Here is a 26,225-nt window from a genome sequence, read left to right on the forward strand (position 1 = left end):
AAGATGAAACTGATTCTCACCGCCGACGTCGAGCACCTGGGTGTGCAGGGCGACATCGTCGAGGTCAAGGACGGCTACGGCCGCAACTATCTGGTGCCCCGCGGCCTGGCCGTCGTGGCCTACCGCGGCGCCGAGCGCCAGGCCGAACAGATCCGCCGCGCGCGCGAGCAGAAGGCCATCAAGGGCCGCGAGCACGCCGTCGAGCTCAAGAGCGCGATCGAGGGCCTGGGCCCGGTGCAGCTGTCGGTCAAGGCGGCCGGCGACAGCGGCAAGCTGTTCGGCTCGGTGACGTCGGCCGACGTCGTCGCCGCGATCAAGAACGCCGGCGGGCCGAACCTGGACAAGCGCACCGTCCAGCTGCCCAAGGCGCACATCAAGACCACCGGCACCCACCCCGTCGCGGTGCGGTTGCACCCCGAGATCGCTGCGTCGGTGTCGCTGGAAGTCGTCGCCGCGCAGTAACCCCAGCGTCGATACGGCCGGGTGGAGGCATGCTGAGCCTCCACCCGGCCGTTGCTGTCCGGGCTGGCGAACTCATCCCGGGTGTTTGCCGCCAGCGAAGCTTACGAGCTGTTAACCTGCATGGCCCCGAACGGCAACACAACACGCCCGACCACGCAACCTCGGGCGACACGCCGGAGCAATTCTCATGCACAGCGTCTGCACCGGTTTATGGTGCGTCTAACTGCGACGATGTAGTAAGCGGTGTGGTTGATTAACAGGTTGTCCCCAACGACTCAACATGGCTGTCCAGACCTATCCACACTCCATCCACAGGGCTATGAACAGGGCCGGGTTGCACCCTCGCCAGCAACGTCTAGCGTAAGCCGTCGGCGGGGAAGCCCGAGAGTTTGTCGGACACCGTCTTTACAGTCGCGACATGCGGATCGAATGCACGTTCGATAGTGAATAGAGGGGGTGAGACGCTTCGTGGCTGTCGTGGATGACCTGGGTCATTCGGACATGGACGCACCGCCGCCGAACGAGGAGTTCGGGCGCCAGCCTCCGCAGGACCAAGCGGCCGAGCAGGCGGTTCTGGGCGGGATGCTGCTGAGCAAGGACGCCATCGCCGACGTGCTCGAGCGGCTGCGTCCGGGGGACTTCTACCGCCCGGCGCACCAGAACGTCTACGACGCGATTCTCGACCTCTACGGCCGCGGCGAGCCGGCCGACGCGGTGACCGTGGCCGCCGAGCTCGACCGGCGCGGGCTGCTGCGCCGCATCGGCGGTGCGCCGTATCTGCACACGCTGATCTCGACGGTGCCGACGGCGGCCAACGCCGGGTTCTACGCGGGCATCGTCGCGGAGAAGGCGCTGCTGCGCCGACTCGTGGAGGCGGGCACCCGGGTCGTGCAGTACGGCTACGCGGGCGCCGACGGGGCCGACGTCAACGACATCGTCGACCGCGCGCAGTCGGAGATCTACGACGTCACCGAGCGACGTGCGGCCGAGGATTTCGTGGTGCTCGAGGAGATCCTGCAGCCGACGATGGACGAGATCGACGCGATCGCCTCGCAGGGTGGGCTGGCGCGCGGTGTGCCGACCGGGTTCGTCGAACTCGACGAGGTGACCAACGGTCTGCATCCCGGGCAGATGATCATCATCGCGGCGCGCCCCGGTGTGGGGAAGGCGCTGGCGCTCGATACGCCGCTGCCGACGCCGACCGGGTGGACGACGATGGGCGACGTCGCGGTGGGCGATCGGCTGCTCGGCGCCGACGGTGAGCCGACGCAGGTCGTGGCGGCGACGGAGGTCATGCTCGGTCGACCGTGTTATGCGGTGGAATTCGCCGATGGCACAACGTTGGTCGCGGATGCGTTCCATCAGTGGCCGACGGACCGCGGGGTGCAGATCACCACGGCGTTGCGGCCGGGGGTCGACGTCATCAGTGCGGCCAGGGCTCCGGTGTTGGCTGCGGTGGGCGGCCGGCGTCCGGCGGCGTGGGGGATCGAGGCGGTGCGCCGCGTGCCCAGCGTGCCGGTGCGGTGTGTGGAGGTGGCCAACCCCGAGCACTTGTACCTGGCGGGCCGGGAGATGGTGCCGACGCACAACTCGACGCTCGGGTTGGACTTCATGCGGTCGTGCTCGATCAAGCACCAGATGCCGAGCGTGATCTTCTCGCTGGAGATGAGCAAGTCCGAGATCGTGATGCGGTTGCTCTCGGCCGAGGCGAAGATCAAGCTGGCCGACATGCGGTCGGGTCGGATGAGCGACGACGACTGGACGCGGCTGGCGCGCCGGATGAGCGAGATCAGCGAAGCGCCTTTGTATATCGACGATTCGCCGAACCTGACGATGATGGAGATCCGGGCCAAGGCGCGACGGCTGTCGCAGAAAAAGGGCTTGAAGCTGATCGTCGTCGACTACATGCAGCTGATGACGTCGGGCAAGAAGTACGAATCGCGGCAGCAGGAGGTGTCGGACTTCTCGCGAAGCCTCAAGCTGATGGCCAAGGAACTCGATGTTCCGGTGGTGGCGATCAGCCAGCTGAACCGTGGTCCGGAGCAGCGCACCGACAAGAAGCCGATGGTGTCGGACCTGCGTGAGTCGGGCTGTCTGACGGCGAATACGCGGATCCTGCGGGCGGACAACGGCGCCGAGGTGACGTTCGGTGAGTTGATGCGCACCGGCGAGCGACCGCTGGTGTGGTCGATGGACGAGCGCAAGCGGATGGTCGCGCGGCCGATGACGAACGTGTTCTACAGCGGGCACAAGGAAGTGTTCAAGGTGCGGCTGGCGTCGGGGCGTGAGGTCGAGGCGACGGCGAACCATCCGTTCATGACGATGGACGGGTGGACCCCGTTGGGAGAGTTGACCGTTGGTGACCGGGTGGCGGTGCCGCGCCGGGTACCGGAGCCGGTGCGCACCCAGCGGATGGAGGAGTCCGAGATCATCCTGCTGGCGCACATGATCGGCGACGGGTCGTGTGTGAAGCGTCAGCCGATCCGGTACGCGAGCATCGACGAGCAGAACCTGGTGGCGGTGACCAAGGCCGCGGAGCACTTCGGGGTGACGGCGATCCGCGACGAGTACGCCGCGGCGCGGGTGACGACGCTGCGGCTTCCGGCGCCGTACCGGTTGACGCACGGCAAGCGCAATCCGATCGCGGCGTGGCTGGACAAGCTGGGGCTGTTTGACAAACGCAGTTACGAGAAGTTCGTTCCGGCAGAGGTTTTCGCGCTGCCGAATGATCAGATCGCGTTGTTCCTGCGGCATCTGTGGGCGACGGACGGTTCGGTGCGTTGGGACAAGAAGTTCCATCTCGGCCGGATTTACTACGCCACGACGAGCCGTAGGCTCGCCGATGACGTGGCGGCCCTGCTGTTGCGTCTCGGCATCGCCGCGCGGACATATCGTGCCCGCAAGACGGGGTATCGGGACTGTTGGCATGTTCAGATCCCGGGCACCCACAACCAGATGCGATTTCTGCAGACAGTCGACGCACACGGCGAAAAGTTCTTCGCAGCAAGGGAAGTCTTCACAGAGTTGAAGAAGGTCGAAGGTGCGGCCGCCTCGGACACCGTGCCGAAGGCAGTGTGGGGGACGGTGCGACAGGCGCTCGCAGAGAAGCACGTCACGCATCGCGAGTTCGCCGATCTGATGAACACGCGGTTCTGTGGGTCGGCGATGTGGAAGCACAATGTCGGTCGGAGGAGGCTGCATCGAGCCGCGGCGATCCTCGACAACAAGGAGCTTCACGACCTCGCTACCAACGACGTGTTGTGGGACAAGATCGTTGAGATCACGAGCATGGGCGAGCAGGATGTTTACGACGGGACCGTCGACGGAACGCACAATTTCGTTGCAAACTTAGTCAGTCTACATAATTCCCTGGAACAGGATGCCGACATGGTCATCCTCTTGCACCGGCCGGATGCATTCGAGCGGGACGACCCCCGCGGCGGCGAAGCGGACTTGATTCTCGGCAAGCACCGCAACGGTCCGACGAAGACGATTACCGTTGCGCACCAACTGCATTTGTCGCGCTTCGCGAACATGGCCAAGCAATAGTTGGTGCGTGTGACTTCTCATACTTCATGACCAAATCCCATGTGAGATGACCACCGACTGACCAATTGGTCACGAAGCGTGAGACAGATTCGTTGCGGGCGCGTTTAGCAGAGAGCGCCGCGAGAGAGGTACCACCGCCGATGGGTAAAGGGGCTCGGAATCGTGAGAGACGTGAGCGAGAGCGCGAGCGCCAAGCCGCACGAGCGGTGAGCAGTGCTGGCGGCGGCTTGTTCGGCATGCAGCCGGTGGGAGGGCCGTTCGGCGTCGCACCCCCGTGGAAGCAGCCGAGCACGCCCGACGAGGCCATTGACGCGATGAAGCAGTTCATGGAATCGATGCCGCGCCTGATCGTGTGCGGGCGCCTGGGCCTCGACCCGCTCACGGAGACGCAGCGACGCGACATTCTCGCCGGTGTCAATCTTTACAACGCCGTCGAAACCGTTGCCGACCTCCAGAGCCGCTGGGACGTCGCGTTCACCACCACGCAGCGCCCGGACCTCGTCGAGGCTGAATTCCTCGCGGGCGGCAACGGTGATGCGTGCAAGCGGGCCCGCAGACGAGTGACGCAGCATCACGATCTGTTGGTATCGCCGCGGGCCACCGCGCAGTTGCAACGGGAGATCATCGAGAACGCGTCGACGGATGAGGCCGCGCCGTCGATCGAGCGCGACACGCTGGTGCACATCCTGCTGTCGATAACGTCTGAGCAGAACGGCAGCGACGAGTTCGCCGGCGACATGCCGACACCGGACGAGATGGCGAAGCTTCAACGCAAAATACCGCAGATGGGCATGGAAGAAATGCTCGAATACGCCAAGAAGCTCATCCCCGACGAGGTCGCGTCGAACCTCTTCAACATGCCCCAGAAGTACGAAATGCTGCTGTCGAACACCTACGACCTGTGGTTCGAGCCGTGGGCCAAGAGGTCGAAGACGACCGGGCTCGGCGCCACCCCCGCCGAAGCCTTCCAAATCGGCACCGGCGTCGAACTGCTCGACCTGCTGCGGCTCGGAAACCACATCGTCAAGCGCAGCGCCGATGAGCACCGGATTAGATTCGAGCGCGAGGAACTGATCGCCGACGGCGTCTCCGAGGCAGCGATCGACTACCTCGTCGAAAACATGGCGCTGCCGCTGGACAAGTACCAGGCTGCGATGAAAAAGGACCGGGAAGCCGGAAACATTGCGCACCAACGGTTCACCTTCACGCAGTACCCGTTCATTGCCATCGACGACAACACTTTCGTCATGATCCGCCACCAGTGGGCGATGGAACGTGTATGCGGGCCGACGCTGTACCACGAGGCTTGGTTCAGCCTGAAGAACAAGTCGAACGGACTCGGCGATCGCTTCAAGAACGCGATGAACGATGCCTTCGAGGTCTTCGTCGGTGGCATCCTGCACCGCACCGCCCTGAAGGGCAGGGGAATTCAGAAAATCGTCGACGAAGCCGACATGCAGGTCGCATGGAAGGAGCAGAAAAGCACGACGCCGTCTGTGTGCGACTGGATGATGCTCGGCGAAGGCCACTGCGTCGTCATCGACGCCACAAACCATGCAGTGAAAGCCGATGCGGCGCAAGGGCTGGCGACCTTCGACGAGTATGCCGCCGACATCGACAAGATCTACATCGAGGGCAAGTTCGAGCAGCTGCTGTCGACAATCGGCCTCGTGAAGAAGCACGGCGGTTGGGGGGGCGAAGTCGTCGACGGTGACACGAATTTCGTGCCGCTCGTCGTCATGCCCGACACCGGCGTCCCCGCCGGCATCATCACGAACTTCGACATCATCGAACGTGGGCGGAAGATGTTCGAACATCTACAGCCGCACGTCTATCCCGCTGGGCTAATCACTGTCTCAGACGTTCAGCTGCTCGAAGGAATGGCCGATTTCGCCAAGAAGATCCCGTCGGGGCCCAAGGATGACCGCAACATGATGAAGCTGATTGCTGGGTGGCGCCACGCGGTCGTATCGCAGGGCGATTCGTCGCTGCAGGTCTTTTTGCACCGCCGCGGCTTCCCACTGCCGCTCAGCGATCACATCCTCAGCAACAGCTGCGAGATGATAGGGCTGCTCGAAGGCAACAAGGCTTGGCGTAAATCGTTGGCGACGGTCAGCAGACCATATTCAAAGACGGCTGTCGTTAGTGGCGACGCTCCGGCGCTTCGGGATCAATAGTCGGATATGACCCGTCATCCGGTGGGGGGACTCGTTGATCATGCTCGTAGTACTGACTGGAGTCCAGTGAGCGGCTGCAGGTGGGCATTTACGTTCTCGAAAGGTTGAGCAGATGAAGGTTGTGTTCCTGCACGGGATTGGGGATGGGGATCCCAACCGCGTCTGGTTAGGTGCGCTGAACGCGGCGCTGGAGTCGGCAGGGCACCCGCCGATCGACGACAGCCAAGTCGTTGCGCCAAGGTACGACTCGCTTCTCACGATCGACGGCATCTCGGCGAAGATGCCAGATGTCACCTATAAAGTGAAGAACGACGACCGAAGCCGTCGTGAGTTCGAACGTCGCCAGGCGGCCGTATACCGGAGGCTGCAGGACGAGCCGGACGCGGTCCCCTTCGGCTTCAACAGCGTTCCAAAGCCGTGGATGAACGCGGCACACGCCTTCGGTGTCGACAATTTGTCCGCGATGGACCTCCCACAAGTTCGGCGGTACGTGACCAGCGAAGGCCTGCGGGGAGCCATTCTGCGTTACATCCTCGACCAGATTCCAACCAAGGGCGAGATTCTCCTCATCGGACACAGCTTGGGCAGCGTCATCGCGATCGACCTACTCGACCATCTACCCGCCAACCTTCAAGTGCGGCGGTTCATCACGATTGGAAGCCCGGCGAACAGCGAAGCGTTGCACCGCGGCAGCGAGCGGCTGCTGAAGAAGTTCCCCTACGCGACAGTCCTCGACTGGACCAACTTCTTCAGTGCACGGGACATCGTTACAATGGGCCGAGGTCTCACCTCAGTGTTTCCCGGAGCACAAGATTGCGCAGTCAATATCACCGGCTTAGACCAACACGGTGCCGACCGATACCTCAGCCATCCGGCCGTTAGCGGACTGATCGCCAACACCTTGTACCCGTCCAAGGAAGCCGTAGTTGCGTCCCGCGCGCTTGCGACGAGGCTTACTGATGATCAGCTTTTCACTCTGATAAAGCTGCGCTTCGCGTCCTGTGTGGCGAAGAACATCAAGGACACCGACCGGGCCCAGCGCTACGAAGACGCTCTGAATGTCATCCGAGACGACCTCGCCGCCCAACTCGACCAGCTAGCCGCGTCCGGTCAACCGCTGCCGGTCGAGTTGCAAGCAGTTGTGCAGGGCCAAGCGCCAGATCTGCCGAACCGACTCGAACTGCGGGAAGCCGTCGTCACCTTGACCACACTGACAGCGACGAACTTCGTGGAGCCCTACGAGATCGATACAGGGGAAGCTCCAAAGGCGGCATTGAAAGCGATGGTGATCAACCTCGGCTTTCAGCCCGGTGTAGCCACCCATATCGCAGAGGCACTCACTGAGGTGGACGATCTCCTGAAGCGCACCGGAGGGATTCCCTGGGGTCGCATCGGAGTGGCCGCGGCAGGGTTGGCGCTGATCGCCGCCGGGCCGATCGGCCTTGCAATGGCCGCTCCTGCAACGGCATTCGGTGGCGCGGCTATAACTGGTGGCCTGGCAGCACTCGGCCCTGGTGGAATGATGGGCGGAATCGCCACTGTCGGCGCCTTGGCCGCCGGCGGCGCCGGTGTCGTAACCGGAGCAGCGCTGGGCGGTTCAAGCGCCGAGATCTTCGCATTGAACGTTACCCAGCTGACGCTGCGCGTCTCGGCGGAGTACGCGCTCAAACGGCTGAATGCTCCCACTGAGGCGGAACTTTGGCCACAGTTAGTCTCACTCGAAACACAGATATCCGCAGAGCTCAACCGACTCAACGCTTTTAGCGACTCTAAGACGCCGCGGATTCACCAGTTGAAGGCCGCGCAGGACGCCGTGACGAAACTACTGGCGTTCGTCGTTGAAAAGGAAATAGGTGGATCTATTGCGATCGCACCTGCGCAATGAACGCAGGGCAAGGCAGCGACCAAGGTCGCAAGGACCTATCCGTATGCTGTGGCGATCCAATCGATTCGTGATGCGGAGGGATACTGCGGTGACCGTCATCCACACCGCGGTTGACCTACGCGTCCTCCCCGCCGATTGTCGCGGGTGAGATCCTGAAGCGATGGGAGACGCTCAGGTATTGCCACCGGACTGGTCGAGGCTCATGCACATCGGAGCCCATCAGGGAGGCATTCCCTTGCGCCCCGATCTTGACGAATTGGGTCTCGATGAAGTCCACCGTGTGTGCAACCGAGCTTGGGCCTACAGCAGAGCTGACTTCGAACCCCGCATCGACCAGGCTCTTGCCGAGAGCCAATGGCGTGAAACGTGCGCATTGGCCGGCTCCATCGCGGAGTCATTGATGCTCAGTGCAGCGAGCTTCGTGGAAGCAGAGTGGCACCAGCGCGCGATTGAAGCCGGTACCGAGCCGTCGGGGATGGCAATCGCGCAGCGCTATATCGCTGATTCGTCAGTGGACAGCACTGTAAGCGTTGGGCACCGCCTCATGAACTTCGTCGCGCGCGTGGCACGAACGAACCCGGAAACCCGTGAAAGGTTCGCTTCGATCCGCGAACTCGAGGCTCTCTCCGACACCTATATCCCGTTTCGTACTGAGACGCCAAAAGCCTGGCTGCCGCCTGGAAGCTGCCGCTCTCAAGAAGCTGCGTAAAGCGATTCCCGCGGTCCATCAAGGGTCCATCGACGCGCTGCGCGCGCTGGTCGCCAGCACGACATGGCAGAAGCTCACCGCCACCCGAGCGGAGAACTTTCACCGATGGCGCAAGGAACATGAATACGTGCTGGGCATCGACGAGACTTCGGGACACATTTCCGACGTGCTCGACGAGGCGGGGAACGTGGTGGGGAAGCGGTTCTTCGGTAGTCGCCGCGGACACCGAATCAGCGACGGCTTGACGGCGCGCACTACGTATCTGGCAGGTGAGGGGGTCCGCGAAGTAGCCCGTGCGGTTGAGGCCGTCATCACCGACACATTGGACAACCTGCCTCAGCTCACAAACGGCTTCGTGCTTGAGATTGACGCCAATGGGCACACCCGCCGCATGGGCGGCATAAGCATCTGACCTGAGGCAGCTGGCATGCTTACGGTCACGCCGATTACCAAGCCGCTGCGCCACGGCATCACAACCTGGAACTTGGCCGTGCGAGGACGGTAACGCACCAGTCTGAGATGAGCGGACTGCGGATCTGGGAATGCCGGTGTTGTCGACATAAAGTTGCGTTCGCGAGCTGCAGCGCTGACTGACCAGGTCGGCCATTATCGGTCGGGCGGCGGCGGACAGTGGGTCACGAGGCGCCTGCTGTCGGTCGCCAGTCGAGGCGGTAAGCGGTCAGCGTAGCCGAATCGATCGTGATGATGGCGCTGCTCACCGTGATTACCGTGCGTTGCAGCTGATTACGTCCCACAAAGCAATACGAAATTGCGACCGAAGCCTGAACACCAAGCCGTCAGGACGACGTCCTGGGAACGCGTAGCGCAAGCACTCCGTGAAGACCTGTGTCGGCACATACTCGATGTGCTCGCGTCCATCGAGTTTGATCGGCAGAACGATGTCTTCGGCGAACCGCCTCAGGAACAGGACTGTGTCGTAACGCTGAGCGACAAGTGCAGGACAGCGGCCGCGGATCCGCGTAATCCTCCCGTAGCGGGACTCACCTACGAGTGGCCCAAACTCGGCCGGTAGTCAGCCGCCTCGGACTCAGCAGCAAGCAACGCAGCCAATTCGCCCTCCTGCTGGGCAACAAACACACCGATCACTTGGCGGCACACCTCCGGCACGCTCACTCCACGCATATCAGCAATACGTTTCAACCCGATCAGCATCGACGTAGACACGTGAAACTGCACGGCGAATTGACCGCATGAGCCATCCTCGGGCGGCAAACCCGGACCTACCACCACAGGATCATTCGCCTCGAATTCGTCCACCTCGGTACGGCGCGCTCTCTCAACAACCCCACCACCAGCGTCGGCCGCAGTGCAGTCGGCGGAGTCCCGGAACTCCTCATGGCTGAACAAACCCATGCCGCCAACGTTAGACCTCGCAGTACTCCGAAGCCGCCAAGTGAGCGGCGCCGCTTGCCGGGGCTGCCAGAAACGGAGGGGCTGCCGTAGAGCTTTCGCTGCAATGCGGGCGAGAGCTGTACCACGAGTAACCTCGTCATATGCCGCGCAAACTCACTGACGACGAGATCACGGCGCTTCTCGACAGCCGTCCGGGCTGGGCGATTCTGACGACCATCGACAAGGACGGATTCCCACACACCGTGCCGCTGGGATACTTCCGGCTGGGCGGCGATGTTGTCATGGGTGTGCGAGATGGCACGCGCAAAGTAGCCAACATAGAGCGCAACCCGGCCGTGAGCGTCATGCTCGAAGACGGCAGAACCATGGCGGATATCCGCGGGGTGATGTTCCAAGGGCACGCACGCATCGTTCGGGACGCCGCTGAAACGCTGGAGCTCGCACGCCACGGTGCCCGGTCACGCGGCGTGCCGGAGTCCGAGTGGCCCACCGCGCCGAGACCGGGTGCCACCTACATCTACGTGACCCCCGCGCGAACCCTGTCTTGGTACTACGGCGACTCGGCGTCGGACGACGACTAGCCGCGGCGGACCTCCACGTCCGCCGCGGGCATCATTCACCTCAGGGCAGTCCCGCGGCATGAGCTGTCCCGCACACACCATGACCTGAGCCGAGAGCCGTCGGTCGTGATGATCGACAGCGCCGTGGTGAACGTGGCGTTGCCGCAGATCGGTGCCGAACTGGGTGTCGGCTTCGGCGAGCCTTGGCACCCGAAAGCGCTAACGCGACGATGTTTTGTGCGTTCAACGGGTCGGGTCGGTCTTCGTGGGCCGGCCGGTCCCACACCATCAGATCGGCAGCAGCGCCGTAAGTGAACTAGAAGAAGTCCGTCACCGCAGCGTCCGGGTCCTTCGCCCGGCGTGTGAACTCGTACGGCAGCAGATACTGCATTAGCCCGGCGTCGTAGTGCACACCCCGCGGTGCCTGCGGCATCAACGAACCCGGCAGGTACCTCCGAGATGAGCACTGCCAGAGAAGCAATTGACTCGGGCTCATCGGTATTGACCGTCTCTCTGGAGAGTGAACCGCCGCGACATGTCCGGAGACTCCACTCTTGGGAAGGATGGGGTCATGTCAGGTGGTTCGTCGAGGAGGTATCTGCTGCGCCGGGAGAACGCCGAGCTTAAGCGAGCCAACGCGATCTTGAAGACGGCGTCGGCTTTCTTCGCGGCCGAGCTGGACCGGCCACACCACTGATCTGTCGATTCATCGATGGTTTGCGCTGGGGTGTCCAGTCGATCTGCGCCGAGCTCGTCGGGCTCGGTGTGCAGATCGCCCCTTTCGACGTACTACGAGCATCTCGAGCGTGAGCCCAGCCGTCGCGAGGTCCGCGACGAGGCGATCAAAGCTCACATCAACCGTGTTCACGGCGCGAACCACGGCGTCTACCGTGCGCGCAAGGTGTGGCTGGCGCTCAACCGCGAGGGCATCGAGGTGGCCCGCTGCACGGTGGAGCGGCTGAGGGCGACCTCGGTCCGCGCGGTGCGGTGCGGGGTAAGGCCACAGCCACCACGATCGCTGATCCGGGCGCGGTGCGGCCGGCTGATCTGGTCGGGCGCCGCTTCGCCCCGCCGGCGCCGAATCGGCTCTGGGTGGCTGATCTGACCTACGTGTCGACCTGGTCGGGGTTCGCCTTCGTCGCGTTTGTCACCGATGCCTAAGCCCGCCGGATTCTGGGCTGGCGGGTGGCATCGACGATGGCGACCACGATGGTGCTCGACTCGATCGAGCAAGCGATCTGTATACGGCAGCAAGACGGTATCCTTGATTTGAAAGATGTTGTTCACCATACGGATAGAGGCTCGTAGTACATCCATCCGGTTCACCGAGCGGCTCGCTGAGGCAGGTATCCAACCGTCGGTCGGTGCAGTCGGCCGCCAGCTGAGTCCTCAATCAGAAAGTCTCCGGACATGCCATGGCGGTTCACACCGCCATCGTTGAACATCTCTGTGCGCTTGGAAGGACTCCTGGAGGAAGTCCGACAAGTAGTTTCCTACTTGGATTGAGCAGCGGGCAAGCGCTTGGTTGCCGCTTCCAAAAAGCGAAGCGGTTGGTAAACAGGCTGCGATGCAGTTGACGTGAGACCACTCGCAAGTATCCAGGCCAGTGTGCAACCGCATGTGGGCCGTGTAGAAGGCATCACTGTCTTAGGCGCGGAACAGCTAGCCATCGAGGAATGGAACGACCTTGTGCGCCACGAGTTCGAGGTGTGCCATCGCGCGCTCGTGGCCGATGTGCGGGATCCGGTACCAGAACACGACCTGGTGATAGGGCGCGCGAGCACGAATGTCTTTCAGGCGCCGGACGATGTTCTCCGGAGTGTCGACGAGCATGGTCTCGCGTCGCCAGGGCGTATCGGAGTCGGTGTCCACGCCGACCTGTGAGCGGTCCCCGGCCCACGTCGCGTACTGGTTGAACTGGTACTCGATTGCGTCCCGGTAGAAGAGGTTCCAATCCCGTTCGGGATCCTCGGACACCCACAGTGGAACGCAGATGGTGAATCGGAAGTCGTCGAGCGACCGACCGTGTCGCGCCAGGGCAGGCGCAAGTCCGTCCTCCCACAACTCCGCGAATTTGGTTTCGGGAGAGAAGAAGTCGACAGGAATGACCCCGTCGGACAGTCGAACAGCTCGGTCAAGCACCTTCGGCGCACCGCCCCCCAGATAGATCGGGATGTCGTCTTGTACAGGGCGGGGCGGCGCCGCGACGTCGGTTCCGTCGGGGCCGTCGGGCAGCGATCCGTCTCGGAGGCCCTGTCGGATGAACGCGAGTCCCCGTTCCATCAGTTCGCCGCGCCGGCGGAAGTCGACTCCGAACAGGTCGAACTCACGCGCGTAACCACCGGCCGCCACGCCGAGCTCCAGCCGTCCCCCCGACAGAAGATCGGCCACTATCGCTTGTTCGACCACCTGGCGCCACGGATGCAGTGGCAGCAGTAGGGCGTTCGTCATGAAGCGGATTCGCTCCGTGGCCACCCCTAGGCCCGCGATGAGCGGAAGCTGCGCAGGCAAGTAGCCGTCCTCGACGCCGTGCTGTTCGGTCGTGGCAAACGTACGAAAGGGCAACTGATCGGCCAGGCGCACCTCCTCGAGGAGTTCTCCGTAGCGCCTCTCGGCTCGGGGGTCGCCGGGTTCCGGCCGAACGTCGGTCCATACACCGACCGCGGGCGCATGGAGCTTCGCCGCGGCGTGGTCGTCTTCCTTCACGGGGATAACGACGGTTCGACGGTCGCGCCTATTCCACGCATGTCGTCGGGTCGGCCGCGCCTCACTCGGGCGCGACTGACGGCCTCATCAGGTCGGCCAGGCCCGCGGCGTACGCCGCGGGGGTGAGGTCCTCGAAGAACAGCCGTTGCACCATGAAGCCGGGGATCAGCCCGATCAACGTGTGGGCGATCCGCGTCGGATCGGTGTCTCTCGGAAAGTGTCCAGCGGCGATACCGCGCTCGACATAGGTGGCCCACGCCCCGCGGCCGCGGGCACCTTCACGTCGGTAAATCGCCATGATCTCGTTGGACCGAGCGGCCTCGGCCCAGGCCTGGAGCGCCACGCGATGGAGTTCGACGCCGCGCTCCTCGCCCAGGGCGACCACCCGCTCCAGCACCATCGCGAGCACCTGATGCGGCGGCGGAACATCGGCGGCGGCTTGATCCAACACGGCGGACAGTCCCTCGCTGGCCACGAGTTCGGCGATCGCCCGGATCAGGTCGTCCTTGCTCTTGAAGTAGAGATACACCGCGCCTGCTGAGAGGCCGGACTCGGCGACCACTGCCGCCATGGACGTCTTGTGGAAGCCGTCGCGAGCGACGCAGCGCAGCATGGCGTCGATGATCTGCTCGCGGCGGGCGGCCCGATGTTCCTCGTTGACCTTCGGCATCCGTGCATCATCCCAAAACGAACATCCGTTCTTGACAGGCAGGACCGTAACGGCGACCATCGCAATAACGAATGACTGTTCGTTTTAGGCTCGAGAATCCGGAGGTTCGATGGCATCACGGATGACAGGCGCGCGCGTGGACCGGCTCTGGCATTACCCCGTCAAGTCGATGATGGGCGAGGAAGTCCCAGAGGTCACGATGGGACTCGGCGGCGTGGTGGGTGATCGCGCCTATGGCTTCCTGGACGTCGAGACGGGCAAAGTGGCCAGCGCCAAGCGGCCAAAGCGCTACGGCGCGCTGATGCAGTGCCGCGCGCGGTACCTGTCGCCGCCGAGGCCCGACGCGCCGGCTCCGCCGATAGAGGTCGCCTTTCCGGACGGCACGGTGGTGCGCGACGACCTGCCCGAGCTAGCGCGCCGAGTTACGGCGCTGCTTGGTCGCGACGTGTCCCCCCTCACCAGTGCCCCGAAGGGCGCCTCAGCGGAGTTGGCCATGCCGGGCATCGCCGACGCCGATCCAGGCCCACTCAAAGCCCTGTTCCGCGAGGAAGGCGGCGAGCAGGTGCGGGACTTCAACGTCGGAATGGCAGCACCGGGCACCATGTTCGACATCGCTGCGCTACACGTCATCGCCGGAAGCACGCTACACGGGCTCGCGGGCCGATACCCGGCCGGCGATTGGGATCCACGGCGATTGCGGCCGAACATCCTCATCGACGACGGCGGCGAACTTCGCGAGGAAGACGACTGGCTGGGCTGCCACCTCCACATCGGCACCGAAGTCGTTGTCCATGTCTTCATGCCGGTGCCGCGGTGCGTGATGACGACCCTTCCGCAACCCGGTCTGCCGAAGGATCTCGGTGTGCTGAAGACGATCGCTCGATTCGGCCGCAAGCAAATAGGTCCATTGGGTCAAGTCGCCTGCGCCGGAAGCTACGCGAACGTGATCAGACCCGGCGTCGTACGCGCCGGGGACCCGGTCGTCCTCGAACGCGTTGAGCCTCGCGAGGACGCGCTCGCAACGGTAATCGAGAAGATATCTGCGAACAGTGGCGATCAACCGTAGATCGGGGGGCCGATCCCGCGGCGACGACGCCCGCTGTGTAAGCGGCCGATGCGCGGTGACGCCTGGACAACTTCACAGACCGACGGTCGGTCTGTTACGGTCGGTTTAATGGACGAAAGCCGCATGCGACACCGCACGCCGCAGCCGGCCACCGTCGCCGGTCTCGACCACCGGGTATCCAAGGGCGTCCGTGCCAGAGATTTCGATGCGAGCGAAGCTGGCCTGACCGCCGTCGCGGTGCTCGGCGCACAACTCCCCGAAGGCGGCGCGGAATGACGATCGAAGAAGCCGTGCAGTTCTCGTCGGATGGAATCCGATGCAGCGGCTTGCTCTATCGCGCAGCATCCGCGGGGTCCGCGCCGTGCGTCGTCCTCTGCCCGGGTTTCGGCGGCACCCAGGACACCCCATCGATGATCGCCGCCGCGACCGCCTTCGCCGAGAGCGGGCTGACTGCGATGACTTTCGATTACCGCGGCTTCGGCCGTAGCGCAGGGGCCGACCGTCAAGTGGTCGACCTCGCCGGGCAACGCGCCGACATCGGAGCCGCGATCAGGTTCGCCCGCGGCCGACCCGACATCGACGCACGCCGAATCGCGCTGTGGGGAACATCGTTGGGCGGTGGGCACGTCATCACCGTCGCTGCCGAAGACCCGGCCGTCGCGGCGGTCGTCGCACAGGTTCCGTTCAACGGCTTCCCGAAACGGGTCGAGGGCCGCTCGGTGACGACAACGCTGCGGCTTTTGACTGCGATCCTGCGCGACCGAGTCCGAGGCCGGCTCTCGCGGGCCCCGTACTACATCCCTGCGATTGGCGCACGAGGCGACTTGGCAGTGATCTCCAGCGACGAGGCCCGGCAGGCGGTGGCGGACATGAACTCCCCGACGTGGCGCAACGAGGTCGCTCCTCGCGCGCTGCTCGACATGATGACCTACCGGCCCGGGCGGCACGCCTCGCGGTTGGCGATGCCCGTGCTGGTGTGTGTCGGCATTCGTGACCGCGAGACCCGGGGCGGCGAGCAGATCGCCGAACTGGCCCCGCGGGGTGTCCTGCGGCGATACCCGCTCTCCCACTTCGACTTCTACCGTCCCGATCTGCGCCGCCGGGTGCTCGACGACCAGGTGGCGTTCCTTTCCGACGCCCTGAGTGAATCGGAGACATCGAACTCGACCGGAGAATCACGATGAGCGACGTCGACGACGTGGTGATGGTCTTCTCATCCGGCTGGACAGTTACGTGTCACACGTCGACGGGGATCACGATCCACTGCCGCTGCGTCGACACCTCGGCCGAATGTTCGACGAAGAGAAGGGCGACCGGGTGAAGGCCGTTCGTATGACAGGGTTTGGCGGAACCGACGTACTGCAGGTGGCCGACGTGGACACGCCGATGCCCGGACCCGGTGAGGTTCTCATCGAGGTGACGGCCGCCGGCATCGCGTTCGGCGACATCATGAAGCGTCAGGGTGTGTTCGGCACCGACATTCCGCTGCCCAGCGGCTTGGGCCAGGAGGTGGCCGGTGTCGTGGCGGGCTACGGTCAGGGCGTGACGGGAATGCCCGTGGGCACCCGCGTCACCGCGCTCGTCGAGCACGGCTACGCCGAATACGCGGTGGCGCCTGCACATTTCGCGGTGCCGGTGCCCGACGGCATCGACGACGCCGGTGCGGCGGCGCTGTGGATCCACGGGATGACGGCATACCAGACGCTGGTGGACGCAGGCGAGCTGCAACCGGGTTCGACCGTGCTCGTCCACGCGGCTGCCGGGGGCGTGGGAACGCTGGCCCTCCAGATCGCCAAGACGCTGGGCGCCGCAACCGTCATCGGGGCCGTCGGGAGGCCCGAGAAACTCGACCACGTCCGTCGGCATCGGGCCGACGTTGCCGTGGACTACTCCGAGCGCTCCTGGCCGCAACGGGTGCTCGACCACACCGCAGGCCGGGGTGTCGACCTGGTGCTCGACTCGGTCGGCGGTGAGATCGCTCGGCAGAGCCTGGAATGCCTTGCGCCCTTCGGGCGGATAGTGACGTTCGGGGCGGCGAGCGGCACGCCAGGCGACTTGCCCGCCATGGCCCTGATGAACGGTAACGCCACAGTTGTCGGCTACTCGCTCAACGGCTGGCTGCGGGATCGGCCGGAGCGAACCGTACAGACGATGCGGCTGCTGCTCACCTGGGCTGCCCAGGGTGAGATCGAGGTGACGATCGGCGGCCGCTATCCGCTCGACCGGGTGGCCGAAGCCCACCGCGCTATCAGCGACCGGCGCACGGTCGGCAAAAGCGTATTGATCCCTCGAGATTCCACGTCGGCGCGGTGAACAGGCGACACTCACGCTTTGTGCAGCGGCGGGTGCTCGAGCACGCGGGGTCGGTACTCGACCAGCTGGGTGCGCCCGTCAAAGGTGCGGTGCTCGATCATCTCCAGGGCAACGTCCGGATAGCCGTCGTAGATGCGCTCTGCGCCCGTGGCCCCGGTGATCACCGGGAACATCACGACCCGGAAGCGGTCCACCAGTCCCGCTTGAAGCAGGGAACGGCACAGGCTGAGGCTCCCGATCGTGCTGAGCAGTCCGGAGCCACTCGACTTCATCTCGCGGACCGCCGCGACAGCGTCACCGCGCACCAGCGTCGAGTTGGCCCACGTGAGCGGCTCCTCGAGTGTTGAGGAGAACACCACCTTGGTCGCTTGCGTGAGCTCGTCGACGGACTCCTCCTCTTCGGGTCTGAACTCGTCCTGGCCACTCGGAACCTCGCCGGCGGCGAAGCCCGACATCAGCCGGTAGGTGTTGGCTCCCATCAGATAGGTGACCTCCGGCTGCTCGCCGAGCCATGCGAGGTACTCCGGGCCCTCCAAACCCCAGAACCCGGGCCATCCCTCGCCCGATGCGTGCCCGTCGAGGGAGGTGATGAAGTCGACCAGAAGCTCCGCCATGACGGTGTCCTTTCTTTCTACGGTGTCACGAATTTGGACTGCCCCGCGTGCTGGAAGTCATCGCCGCCGGGCTGGTCCGGTGTCCCCGGCGGCACCGCCGCACTGGCGCCGCTGCCCCGTCCGCTGATGCACGCGATCGCGGTGCTCGAGCCCGAGCGCGACAGCAGGTTCATCAAAACCCCACTCGTACTCGGCTATTCGGGGTCACGGCCGATACCCGGCCACAGGACCCGGCTGGCCGGTCTCTAGCAGCGGTCCTGACCGCGTCCGGACCAGACCCGTTTCACTCCAATGGCTCGGGAGTGAAGGTGACGTCGACGTTGCCCACGGTCATCGTGACCTGACCCTCCATCACCATCACCTGCGCCGTGACCCGCCGATCGACGGTCTGAGCGAGTTGCCGCACCGGCGCGTGCGGGATCTGCACCACGGACAGGTTCGGCAGCCCCGCCACCTTGGGTCCCACTGTGCGCCACCAGGTGGCGACTCCGGCGGCGTACGGGAACAGCCGCACCTGATCGGCCTGGCTGACCGATTTGCCCAGGGCGCGCGCATCGGGCTGACCGACGTCGATCCACTCCAGGATCCGGCCGGTGTAATCGGCGAGCTGCAAGTCCGGCACGCCGGGGGTGGACAGGCCGGGCCCGAACGCCAACGCACCGTCGACGTCGACGAGCCGATGCGCGCGCAGCCCAAATGCCAACAACCGCACCACCATCCGCTCGTCGGTCTCACTGGGATGACGGGCCACCGTCAACGTGTGATCGGCGTAGTAACCATGGTCGACATCGGAGACGCCGAGTTCGACTTTGTACACCGTTGCAGAAAGGGCCACGTCATAGTGTCCACCCTGACGGTGTTCCCCGAAGAGTTGGGCCCCGTCAGCGGGAACGGGGGTCGGTGACGATCTCGACGAGCGCAGGCCCCGGATGGGCGAGGGCGCCGGCGATCGCCCCGGAGAGCTCGGCGGGATCCTCCACCCGAACACTGTGAGCACCGCAGTTGCGGGCGAACGCCGCGAAATCAGGGTTGTGCAGCGAGGTCTGCCACACGGCGTACTCGGCGGCCCGCTGTTCGTCGCTGATCTTCGCGAGTTCGCCGTTGTTGAGCAGTATGTGGGTGATGTTCATGCCGTACTTGACCGCCGTGGTGAGCTCGGCGAGGTACTGACCGAAACCGCCGTCGCCGGTGACCGTCACGATGGGCCGGTCGGGGGCGGCCGCCCAGGCACCCATAGCGGCGGGGAATCCGAAGCCGATCGATCCGAGGTAGCCCGACATCAGGACGGATTGCTGTTTCGTTTCGAAGTACCGGCCGAACGAGTAGGCGTGATCGCCGACGTCGACTGTGAGGACCGCGTTGGCCGGAACCAGGTCGTTGAGTGCCTCGATGACGGCCGCCGCGGGTACGCCGCAGTCGGCGCGCGCCGCCGCCCGGCGCACCTTCTCGGTCCGCCAGACGCTCCACCGTTCCGCCACCTCCGGGCGCTGGTCGACCAGATTCGGATGTGGGCGCAGCCGATCAGACAGTGCGGCACAACACATTCCGACATCACCGAGAAGCGGAACCGTCACCGGCTTGAACCGGCCGAGAACCAGTGAGTCGGTGTCGACCTGGATCGTCGGCTTATACGGTGAGATACCGGTGTGGTTGGAGAACGAAGCACCGAAGACGAGCAGTAGATCGGCCTTGTTCATCATCCAGGACGCCACCGGTGTGCCCGAGCGGCCCAGCACACCGCAGGCCAGAGGATGTGCATCGGAAATCTGGCCTTTGGCCTTGAACGTCGTCAGCACGGGGGCGTGCAGGGTCTCGGCGAGTGCGATCACGGCAGCCATGTCGTGTTTCGCGCCGGCACCCACGATCACCACGGGACGGGTCGCTGCGGCGATCTGCTCCACGGCCTGCTGTAACGGTGCGGCCGGGGGACAGATCCGCAGATCCGGCATGCGGCCCTGCGGCCCGGACGCCGGCTGATCGGCCGCCTCCAGGGTCTGCACGTCGTCGGGTACGGCCAGATGACCGACGCCTCGTTCGAGGATCGCGTGCTTGAGCGCGAGCGTCATCAGCTCACCGTGTTCCGAGCCGGCCCACACCATCTTGGAGTAGACCGCCACGTCGGCGAAGGCAGCGAGCAGATCGATGTCCTGGAACGCGCCTTTGCCCGCCACCGAGGAGTCGACGTTGCCCGATAGCGCCAGCACCGGAGCGCGGTCGGATTTCGCGTCGTAGAGCCCGGTCAGCAGGTTCGTCGAACCCGGTCCGGCGATTCCGAGGCACGCCGCTGGTCTGCCGGTGAGCTTCCCGTACGCGGCTGCGGCGAAAGCCGCCGCACCCTCGTGGCGGACACCGAAATACCGCAGCCGACCGTCACTTTCCGCGCGGTGAAGCGCTTCGGCGACACCCAGATTGGAGTGGCCGACCATGCCGAATACGGTGTCCACGCCCCAGTTGAGCATCGTCTCGACGAGAACATCGCTGACGGTCCGGGTGTGCGAGGCCGGCGGTGTGGTGGCGACATACACGCCGTCGTGACGAGCCTGCACCGGATACGTCGGGACGTCGAAGTCGGGCCCGCCCGCTGCCTGGCCGGTGAACGGGTCGAAATCGAAGCCATGCCAGGGGCAGCGGATCTTGTCGTTCTCCACAGTGCCCTGACCGAGTGGTCCGCCCTGGTGCGGACAGCGGTTGTCGATGGCGCCGTAGCGGCCGTGCAACTTGGTCACCGCGACGGTCTTCCGCCCGACCGGACAGACCCGCACTTCGCCGTCGACGAACTCGTGCAGGTCGGCGACCTTGTGCCAGTCCACGTTTGGCTGCTCGCTCCCGGATTCGGTAACGGCGTCGAAGGTGTCATCCGTCGTGGTCAAAGCGGCACCACCCCTGCGTAGGGGACTCCGGTCAGATGCGCGAAGTCCCGGTCGAATGTTGCGAGGTCGTCGAGGTTGAAGTCGGCTAGGCGACGGTGTCCGCAGGCTCGGGCCATCACCACCATCAACTCCACGGCGGAGCGCAGATAGCGATTGAGTCGCTGGGCGGCTGCCGGTACCGGGAGCCGTGCCCGCAGTTGCGGATTCTGCGTCGCGATGCCTGCGGGGCAGGCGTTGGTATGACAAGCCCGCATGCCCACGCACCCGATCGCCTGCAGCGCCGCGTTGGACAGCGCGATGGCGTTGGCGCCCAGTGCCAGGGCCTTGACCATGTCCGCCGGGGTGCGCAGCCCGCCCGTGATCACCAGCGTGACGTGACCGGCATCGGAACGGTCCAGGTGCCGCCGTGCTCGCGCCAGTGCGGGGATGGTGGGTACGGAGATGTGGTCGCGGAAGATGGTCGGCGCGGATCCCGTCCCGCCGCCACGGCCGTCGAGAATCAGGTAGTCCACGCCGATCTCCAATGCGGCGTCGATGTCCTGCTCGATGTGCTGGGCGCTCATCTTGTATCCGACCGGGATGCCGCCGGACTCCTCCCGAACCCGGGCGGCGAAGTCCTTGAACTGCGAGAGCGAGTCCCACTCCGGGAACCGGGCAGGCGAGATGGCAGGCGTCCCCGGAGCCAGCCCGCGGACCTCGGCGATGCGGTCCACCACCTTAGACCCGGGCAGGTGGCCACCGGTGCCGGTCTTGGCGCCTTGGCCGCCCTTGAAGTGGAAAGCCTGCACCTTGCGCAGGTGCTCGAAACTCCAACCGAACCCGCCGGAGGCCAACTCGTAGAAGTATCTGGAGTTGGCCTGTTGTTCTTCCGGAAGCATGCCGCCCTCACCGGAGCAGATGCCCGTGCCGGCCAGTTCCGCCCCGGTGGCGAGGGCGATCTTCGCCTCCTGCGACAGCGCGCCGAAGCTCATATCGCTGACGAACAGCGGGATGTCGAGCAGCAGCGGGCGGGCGGTGCGGGGACCGATCACGGTGTCGGTGCTGACCGGTTCGTCGTCCAACAGCGGTAGCCGCCGCAACTGCGCGGGCAACACCTGAATCGAATCCCAGGAAGGGAGGCGGTCGCGGGGCACCCCCATCGCGGCCACCGGGCCGTGGTGGCCCACCCGGCTCAGTCCGTGTGCGGCGAACTCGTGGATCTGCGTGACGAACGGTTCTTCGGGGGTGTCGGCCGTTTTGATCCAGGTGCCCTGGTAGCCGTCGTCGTCGAACTGTTGCGGGTTGGCCTCGGCGAACGCTGAGACCGCAGACTCGTCGACGTAGACCTCGCCGTCGGTCACCCAGGCGCGGAACTTCGTCAGCCCTACTGAAGGGTTGACCGGCGCGATACCGGTGTTGGTGTCATATCGCCAGCCGTGCAGGTCGCATACCAGGAGGTTCCCCTCGATGTGGCCGTCTGCCATCCGCGCACCACGATGTGCGCAGCGACCGTGCAACGCTGAGATGTCGTTGCCGACCCGGATCAGGACCAGGTCCACCCCCGCGACTTCGACACCGTGCGGGGCGCCCTCGGGGATGGCGGCCAATCCGCCCACGTGTACGGCATTGCCCACCGTAGAGTCCATCAGCCCGTCCGTTCGTTTGTGTTCGACGTTGTCATACCCGTGCGGTCCGTGTAACACCAATAGCGGATTGCGCTGAGCCACAGACCGATTCGCTGGCGGCCGGCGATTACAGTTCGCACGACGTACCCGCTGGTGGGACTTCGAGGTCGATCAGGTAGTCGGCGGCGACGGCGTTGACGCACGGATTCGTCCCCGCGGTGACAATCGTGTGGCCTTCGCCCTCCACGGTGAGCAGTGCGCTGCCGAGGGTTTCGGCCAGGCGGACGCCACCGGCGTGTGGCGTGGTGGGGTCGCCGGTGATCGACACGACCAGTGTCTTCGGCAGATCTGCGATGTCGGTGGCGTAGGGATAGCCGAGCGTCGGTTCGGCCGGCCAGTGTTCGCAGCCGTCCCGCGCGCCGGTCAGGGCGACGCCGGGATCCATGAACGGTGCGACGCGGAACACGTCGGCGCGCAACCGGTTACCGGCAGTTTCACTGAGACGGTCCTCGTCCATACAGTTGATCGCGAAGAGCGCCTCGGTGAAGTTGGTCCAGCGACCCTCGGCGTCCCGGAGTGCGAAATCGTAGTTGAGTTGCAGCAGTTCGTCGCCGCGTCCCTGCTGTAGCTGCGCTATCCCGGCGATGACGCGCGGCCACGCGGCCTCGGTGTACAGGCCGGAGATCACGCCCCCGATCGCTTCGTCGTAGTCGAGATCGGTGGTCAGTGCCGGAAGCGGTGTTTCGTACAGTGGGCGCACGATCCGATGGAACGTCGCGGTGGCGCGGTCCGGGTCGTGCCCGAGTGGGCAGACCGTCTGCGTGGCGCAGAACTCGGCCATCTGCTCGAAGGCGCGCTGAAATCCGGCGAACGCGGCGATCCGGCGCTCCGCTGTGCCCTGGTGCGGATCGATCGCGCCGTCGAGCAGCATCGCGCGGACGTTCTGCGGGAACTGTTCGGCGTACACGGCGCCCAACCGGGTCCCGTAACTCTGGCCCAGGAACGTCAGCTTCTCGTCGCCCAGTACGGCGCGCAGCACGTCGATGTCACGCGCCGCATCGCGCGTACCCACGCCCGCCAGGACGTCGAGCCCACCCGAGCGCTCCGCGCACCGGTCAACGATGGCCTTCGTATCCTGTTGCGTCCATTGCACGGTCGTGCCCTGGGTGGTGAGGACGTAGCCGCCGCGGTCGGCCTCGGCGTCGGTGAAGCAGTCGACAGCAGGCTCCGACTTGCCCACGCCCCGCGGATCGAGACCGACGAGGTCGAAGTGCTCGGTCAGCCGTTCCTCACTCAGTCCCAACGACATTGCCGCCGCGGCGAACAGCCCGGATCCGCCGGGCCCGCCGGGGTTGATGACAAGAGATCCGAGCGATTCGCCGCGGGCGGGGACACGCATCACGGCGAGCTGTGCGGTCCTGCCCGAGGGGTCCTGGTAGTTCAGTGGGACCAGCAGACGACCGCATTCGGCGGTGGAGGCGGCGGAGTACACGGCGCTCTCGATGGACGTCGTGGCGTAATCATCGCATGTCTGCCAGGAGATCGCCTGCTCGTAGAACTCGTCGAGACCGGCGTGCCGGGTACGTGCGGGTGCCGACGTACACGCCGCGAGCAGGATCGCGATGCACAGGACGAAGAATCCGGCCGTCTTCTTCGCCGGGTCTCGAGGATGTCGTCCGTGCCGGGTCACTGCGATCTCCAGGATTGTGTGGGCGGGGGGCTGGCTGTGCTGGGTGATGTCGGCCGATGCTCGACGCTGGAGCTCAGAAGACGTACCAAACCGAACAATACGGAACGGTCCGTCTCGTGACAAGACGAACCGTTGCGTATCGGTGGGCGGGCGTTTCGCAGTAGGGTCACGGGATATGTCCGCAAGTCCCAGAGACCCCAGCCGCCGCAATGAGAACTCGCGTCGCGCGATTCTCGAGGCGGCGATGTCGTTGGTCTGCGAGCTGGGGTATGACAACGTCTCGATCGAGGCGATCGCCCGGCGGGCATGCGTGGGCAAACAGACGATCTACCGCTGGTGGCCATCCAAGGGCGCGGTGATACTCGAAGCCGCCACCCAGAGCCTCGATCCCGTCGTCGTATTCCCGGACAGCGGGGATCTGCAGGCCGACCTGAGGCTCCAGCTCACCGGAATCATCGACTTGGTCACCACCACCGGATTCGGGGCGGCGTACTGCGGCGTGATCGCCGCCTGCCAGTCCGATCCCGTCTTGCAACGCGGTGTCCACGAGCAGGTCATCGAACCGAACATCAAGGGCTTTCGGGCCCGGGCCGTGCTGGCGCAGGAGCGGGGCGAGATTCGCGCCGACGCTGACGTGGCGACTCTGCGGGACATGCTCTACGGGGTCATCGAGTACCGGATGTTTCACGACATGCCGCTCGACCACGCGTACATCGACGCAGTCCTGGAGATCGCGTTCCGCGGGGTGCGCTAGCGGGGTCTTGACCCGACCGTGCGGCGTCGCCGGCGACGGCGTGTGAACTAAAACCGCGACCGGGCGTCATGCGTACACCCTAACCACTCGCACTGCAGCAGAGGGTATTTCGATCCGTCGGAGTGGCAACGTTCGCTACGCGGCACGCGGCGGAAGCGCGACGGTGTCGTCGGCCACGTCGATCGTGACCTTGCCGCGCAGCGCATACGACCGCCTGTTCTCCAGGAGTTCGTGAGCTTCGCCCATTCGAGCGAGCGGAAGAGTCGCGCCGATGACGGGCTTCACGAGCCCCCGTTCGACCAGTGTGGTCAGCGCGTCCAACTTTCCGCGGTTCTGTCGCGTAAAGACGAAGTGGTATGCGGCGTTCCTGCCCCATGCCTCGATGAGATTCTGGGGCTGCGCGATGTCGACGATGCTGACGACGCGACCGAAGTCTTTGAGCAGCAGCGGACTTCGCGTGAGCGCGTCGCCGCCGATCGTGTCGTAGACGACGTCGACCCCCGCGCCGCGGGTCAGCTCCGCCACGGTGTCGACGTAGTCCGTCGAGGTGAAGTCGATCGCCGCGTCCGCTCCGAGGGAGCGCACGAACTCGTGGTCGGCCGCCTTCGCTGTGGTGATCACCTGAGCGCCGATCGCTTTCGCGACCTGGATGGCGATCGTCCCGACCCCGCCCGCGCCGCCGTGGATGAGGATCGTCTCTCCGACGGAGAGTTGAGCCCGTGTCACCAGCGACTCCCAGACGGTGCCACCGACGAGCGTCAGGCTCGCGGCCTCCAGATGACTGAGGTTCTCGGGTTTCCGGCCGACGAGATCGACGTCGGCGACGTGCTGCTCGGCGTAGGAGCCGGGGCCGCCGAAGATCCGGGGCGTGTAGTACACGGCGTCGCCGACGCCGAATTCGGTCACGTGGGACCCGACTTCCTCAACCACACCGGAGATGTCGTGGCCGATGATCGCCGGCAGAGGAACGTGGTCCGCGTAGTCTCCGCGACGGATCTGGTAGTCAAGCGGGTTGAGGGCGGTCGCGTGGACACGCACCCGTACCTGGCGCGGTCCGACGCGCGGTACGGATACCTCGCGCACCTCGAATGCGTCGGACCCTCCGAAACGGGTCAGCACGACGGCTTTCATCGGGTCGGTCATGTCGATGTTCCTCACCACGGTTAGGGATGCGCGACGCGCCGGGACCGGCGGTGCCTACAGTGTCGCCGTCGGGACCACC

General features: G+C 65.0%; 22 protein-coding genes and 1 pseudogene. 13 read left to right on the forward strand and 10 right to left on the reverse strand.

Features of this window, described 5'->3' with window-relative positions; translation table 11 throughout:
• The first annotated feature begins 3 nt into the window (after positions 1-3).
• The 6 genes from rplI (at position 4) to BHQ18_RS13780 (ending at position 9,194) form a co-directional block, all read left to right on the forward strand.
• Positions 4-462, forward strand: coding sequence for a 50S ribosomal protein L9 (gene rplI, locus BHQ18_RS13760; RefSeq protein ID WP_069414186.1), 459 nt, complete (start codon positions 4-6; stop codon positions 460-462).
• A gap of 468 nt (positions 463-930) precedes the next feature.
• Positions 931-4,011 carry a replicative DNA helicase gene (locus tag BHQ18_RS13765; RefSeq protein WP_205866097.1) on the forward strand — a complete coding sequence of 1,027 codons (3,081 nt, stop codon included), beginning with the start codon at positions 931-933 and terminating at the stop codon, positions 4,009-4,011.
• A gap of 206 nt (positions 4,012-4,217) precedes the next feature.
• A complete protein-coding gene (locus BHQ18_RS13770; protein ID WP_205866098.1) occupies positions 4,218-6,188 on the forward strand; it encodes a hypothetical protein in 1,971 nt (656 codons plus the stop codon).
• Positions 6,189-6,300: 112 nt separating this feature from the next.
• Positions 6,301-8,073 (forward strand): lipase family protein, encoded by a 1,773-nt coding sequence (locus BHQ18_RS13775; protein ID WP_069414188.1) that lies wholly within the window; start codon positions 6,301-6,303, stop codon positions 8,071-8,073.
• A gap of 160 nt (positions 8,074-8,233) precedes the next feature.
• On the forward strand, positions 8,234-8,782 hold the full coding sequence (locus BHQ18_RS29875; RefSeq protein ID WP_131815686.1) for a hypothetical protein: 549 nt from the start codon (positions 8,234-8,236) through the stop codon (positions 8,780-8,782).
• Between the two features lie 127 nt (positions 8,783-8,909).
• Complete coding sequence (locus tag BHQ18_RS13780) at positions 8,910-9,194, forward strand: hypothetical protein (protein ID WP_069414189.1); 285 nt, start codon at positions 8,910-8,912, stop codon at positions 9,192-9,194.
• 593 nt (positions 9,195-9,787) lie between these two features.
• On the opposite strand, the gene BHQ18_RS13785 is transcribed toward BHQ18_RS13780, so the two are convergent.
• On the reverse strand, positions 9,788-10,156 hold the full coding sequence (locus BHQ18_RS13785) for a hypothetical protein (RefSeq protein ID WP_069414190.1): 369 nt from the start codon (positions 10,154-10,156) through the stop codon (positions 9,788-9,790).
• Positions 10,157-10,296: 140 nt separating this feature from the next.
• Between BHQ18_RS13785 and BHQ18_RS13790 the strand changes: the two genes are divergently transcribed.
• Entirely contained in the window at positions 10,297-10,737 is a 441-nt protein-coding gene (locus BHQ18_RS13790; protein ID WP_069414191.1) for a pyridoxamine 5'-phosphate oxidase family protein, read from the forward strand.
• A 577-nt stretch (positions 10,738-11,314) separates the two neighbouring features.
• Positions 11,315-12,091 (forward strand): annotated as a pseudogene (locus tag BHQ18_RS29575) (IS3 family transposase); the annotation flags it as partial.
• A 287-nt stretch (positions 12,092-12,378) separates the two neighbouring features.
• Here the strand turns inward: BHQ18_RS29575 and BHQ18_RS13805 are convergent.
• A complete protein-coding gene (locus tag BHQ18_RS13805) occupies positions 12,379-13,422 on the reverse strand; it encodes an LLM class flavin-dependent oxidoreductase (protein ID WP_069414192.1) in 1,044 nt (347 codons plus the stop codon).
• 61 nt (positions 13,423-13,483) lie between these two features.
• Positions 13,484-14,092: a TetR/AcrR family transcriptional regulator gene (locus tag BHQ18_RS13810; RefSeq protein WP_069414193.1), complete on the reverse strand. Its 609-nt coding sequence runs from the start codon at positions 14,090-14,092 to the stop codon at positions 13,484-13,486.
• Positions 14,093-14,201: 109 nt separating this feature from the next.
• On the opposite strand from BHQ18_RS13810, the gene BHQ18_RS13815 reads away from it, so the two are divergent.
• The 4 genes from BHQ18_RS13815 to BHQ18_RS13825 all read left to right on the forward strand — a co-directional run bounded on the left by BHQ18_RS13815 (position 14,202) and on the right by BHQ18_RS13825 (position 17,471).
• Entirely contained in the window at positions 14,202-15,158 is a 957-nt protein-coding gene (locus BHQ18_RS13815; protein WP_084294053.1) for an MOSC domain-containing protein, read from the forward strand.
• Between the two features lie 108 nt (positions 15,159-15,266).
• The gene (locus tag BHQ18_RS30130; RefSeq protein WP_165614563.1) at positions 15,267-15,434 is read left to right on the forward strand and encodes a hypothetical protein; all 168 of its coding nucleotides are present in this window, start codon (positions 15,267-15,269) and stop codon (positions 15,432-15,434) included.
• Positions 15,431-16,342 carry an alpha/beta hydrolase gene (locus BHQ18_RS13820; RefSeq protein WP_109789292.1) on the forward strand — a complete coding sequence of 304 codons (912 nt, stop codon included), beginning with the start codon at positions 15,431-15,433 and terminating at the stop codon, positions 16,340-16,342. The genes BHQ18_RS30130 and BHQ18_RS13820 overlap by 4 nt, the downstream gene beginning before the upstream one ends.
• A 106-nt stretch (positions 16,343-16,448) precedes the next feature.
• The gene (locus tag BHQ18_RS13825) at positions 16,449-17,471 is read left to right on the forward strand and encodes a quinone oxidoreductase family protein (RefSeq protein ID WP_084294054.1); all 1,023 of its coding nucleotides are present in this window, start codon (positions 16,449-16,451) and stop codon (positions 17,469-17,471) included.
• Positions 17,472-17,482: 11 nt separating this feature from the next.
• Here the strand turns inward: BHQ18_RS13825 and BHQ18_RS13830 are convergent, their stop codons facing one another.
• From BHQ18_RS13830 to BHQ18_RS13850, 6 genes are all read right to left on the reverse strand, one after another.
• The gene (locus BHQ18_RS13830; protein ID WP_069414195.1) at positions 17,483-18,085 is read right to left on the reverse strand and encodes a dihydrofolate reductase family protein; all 603 of its coding nucleotides are present in this window, start codon (positions 18,083-18,085) and stop codon (positions 17,483-17,485) included.
• A 17-nt stretch (positions 18,086-18,102) separates the two neighbouring features.
• Positions 18,103-18,258: a hypothetical protein gene (locus BHQ18_RS30300; protein ID WP_205866099.1), complete on the reverse strand. Its 156-nt coding sequence runs from the start codon at positions 18,256-18,258 to the stop codon at positions 18,103-18,105.
• Positions 18,259-18,368: 110 nt separating this feature from the next.
• A complete protein-coding gene (locus tag BHQ18_RS13835) occupies positions 18,369-18,920 on the reverse strand; it encodes a YaeQ family protein (RefSeq protein ID WP_069414196.1) in 552 nt (183 codons plus the stop codon).
• A 46-nt stretch (positions 18,921-18,966) separates the two neighbouring features.
• A complete protein-coding gene (locus tag BHQ18_RS13840) occupies positions 18,967-20,895 on the reverse strand; it encodes a thiamine pyrophosphate-dependent enzyme (protein ID WP_069414197.1) in 1,929 nt (642 codons plus the stop codon).
• 56 nt (positions 20,896-20,951) lie between these two features.
• Positions 20,952-22,580 (reverse strand): glutamate synthase-related protein, encoded by a 1,629-nt coding sequence (locus tag BHQ18_RS13845; RefSeq protein WP_069414357.1) that lies wholly within the window; start codon positions 22,578-22,580, stop codon positions 20,952-20,954.
• 106 nt (positions 22,581-22,686) lie between these two features.
• Positions 22,687-24,249 (reverse strand): alpha/beta hydrolase, encoded by a 1,563-nt coding sequence (locus BHQ18_RS13850; protein ID WP_069414198.1) that lies wholly within the window; start codon positions 24,247-24,249, stop codon positions 22,687-22,689.
• 175 nt (positions 24,250-24,424) lie between these two features.
• Between BHQ18_RS13850 and BHQ18_RS29880 the strand changes: the two genes are divergently transcribed.
• Entirely contained in the window at positions 24,425-25,003 is a 579-nt protein-coding gene (locus tag BHQ18_RS29880; RefSeq protein ID WP_069414199.1) for a TetR/AcrR family transcriptional regulator, read from the forward strand.
• A 135-nt stretch (positions 25,004-25,138) separates the two neighbouring features.
• On the opposite strand, the gene BHQ18_RS13860 is transcribed toward BHQ18_RS29880, so the two are convergent.
• A complete protein-coding gene (locus BHQ18_RS13860; protein WP_069414200.1) occupies positions 25,139-26,146 on the reverse strand; it encodes a zinc-dependent alcohol dehydrogenase family protein in 1,008 nt (335 codons plus the stop codon).
• Positions 26,147-26,225 lie beyond the last annotated feature (79 nt).

This window comes from Mycolicibacterium flavescens (genome assembly GCF_001722335.1).
GTDB classification, from domain to species: Bacteria; Actinomycetota; Actinomycetes; order Mycobacteriales; family Mycobacteriaceae; genus Mycobacterium; species Mycobacterium flavescens.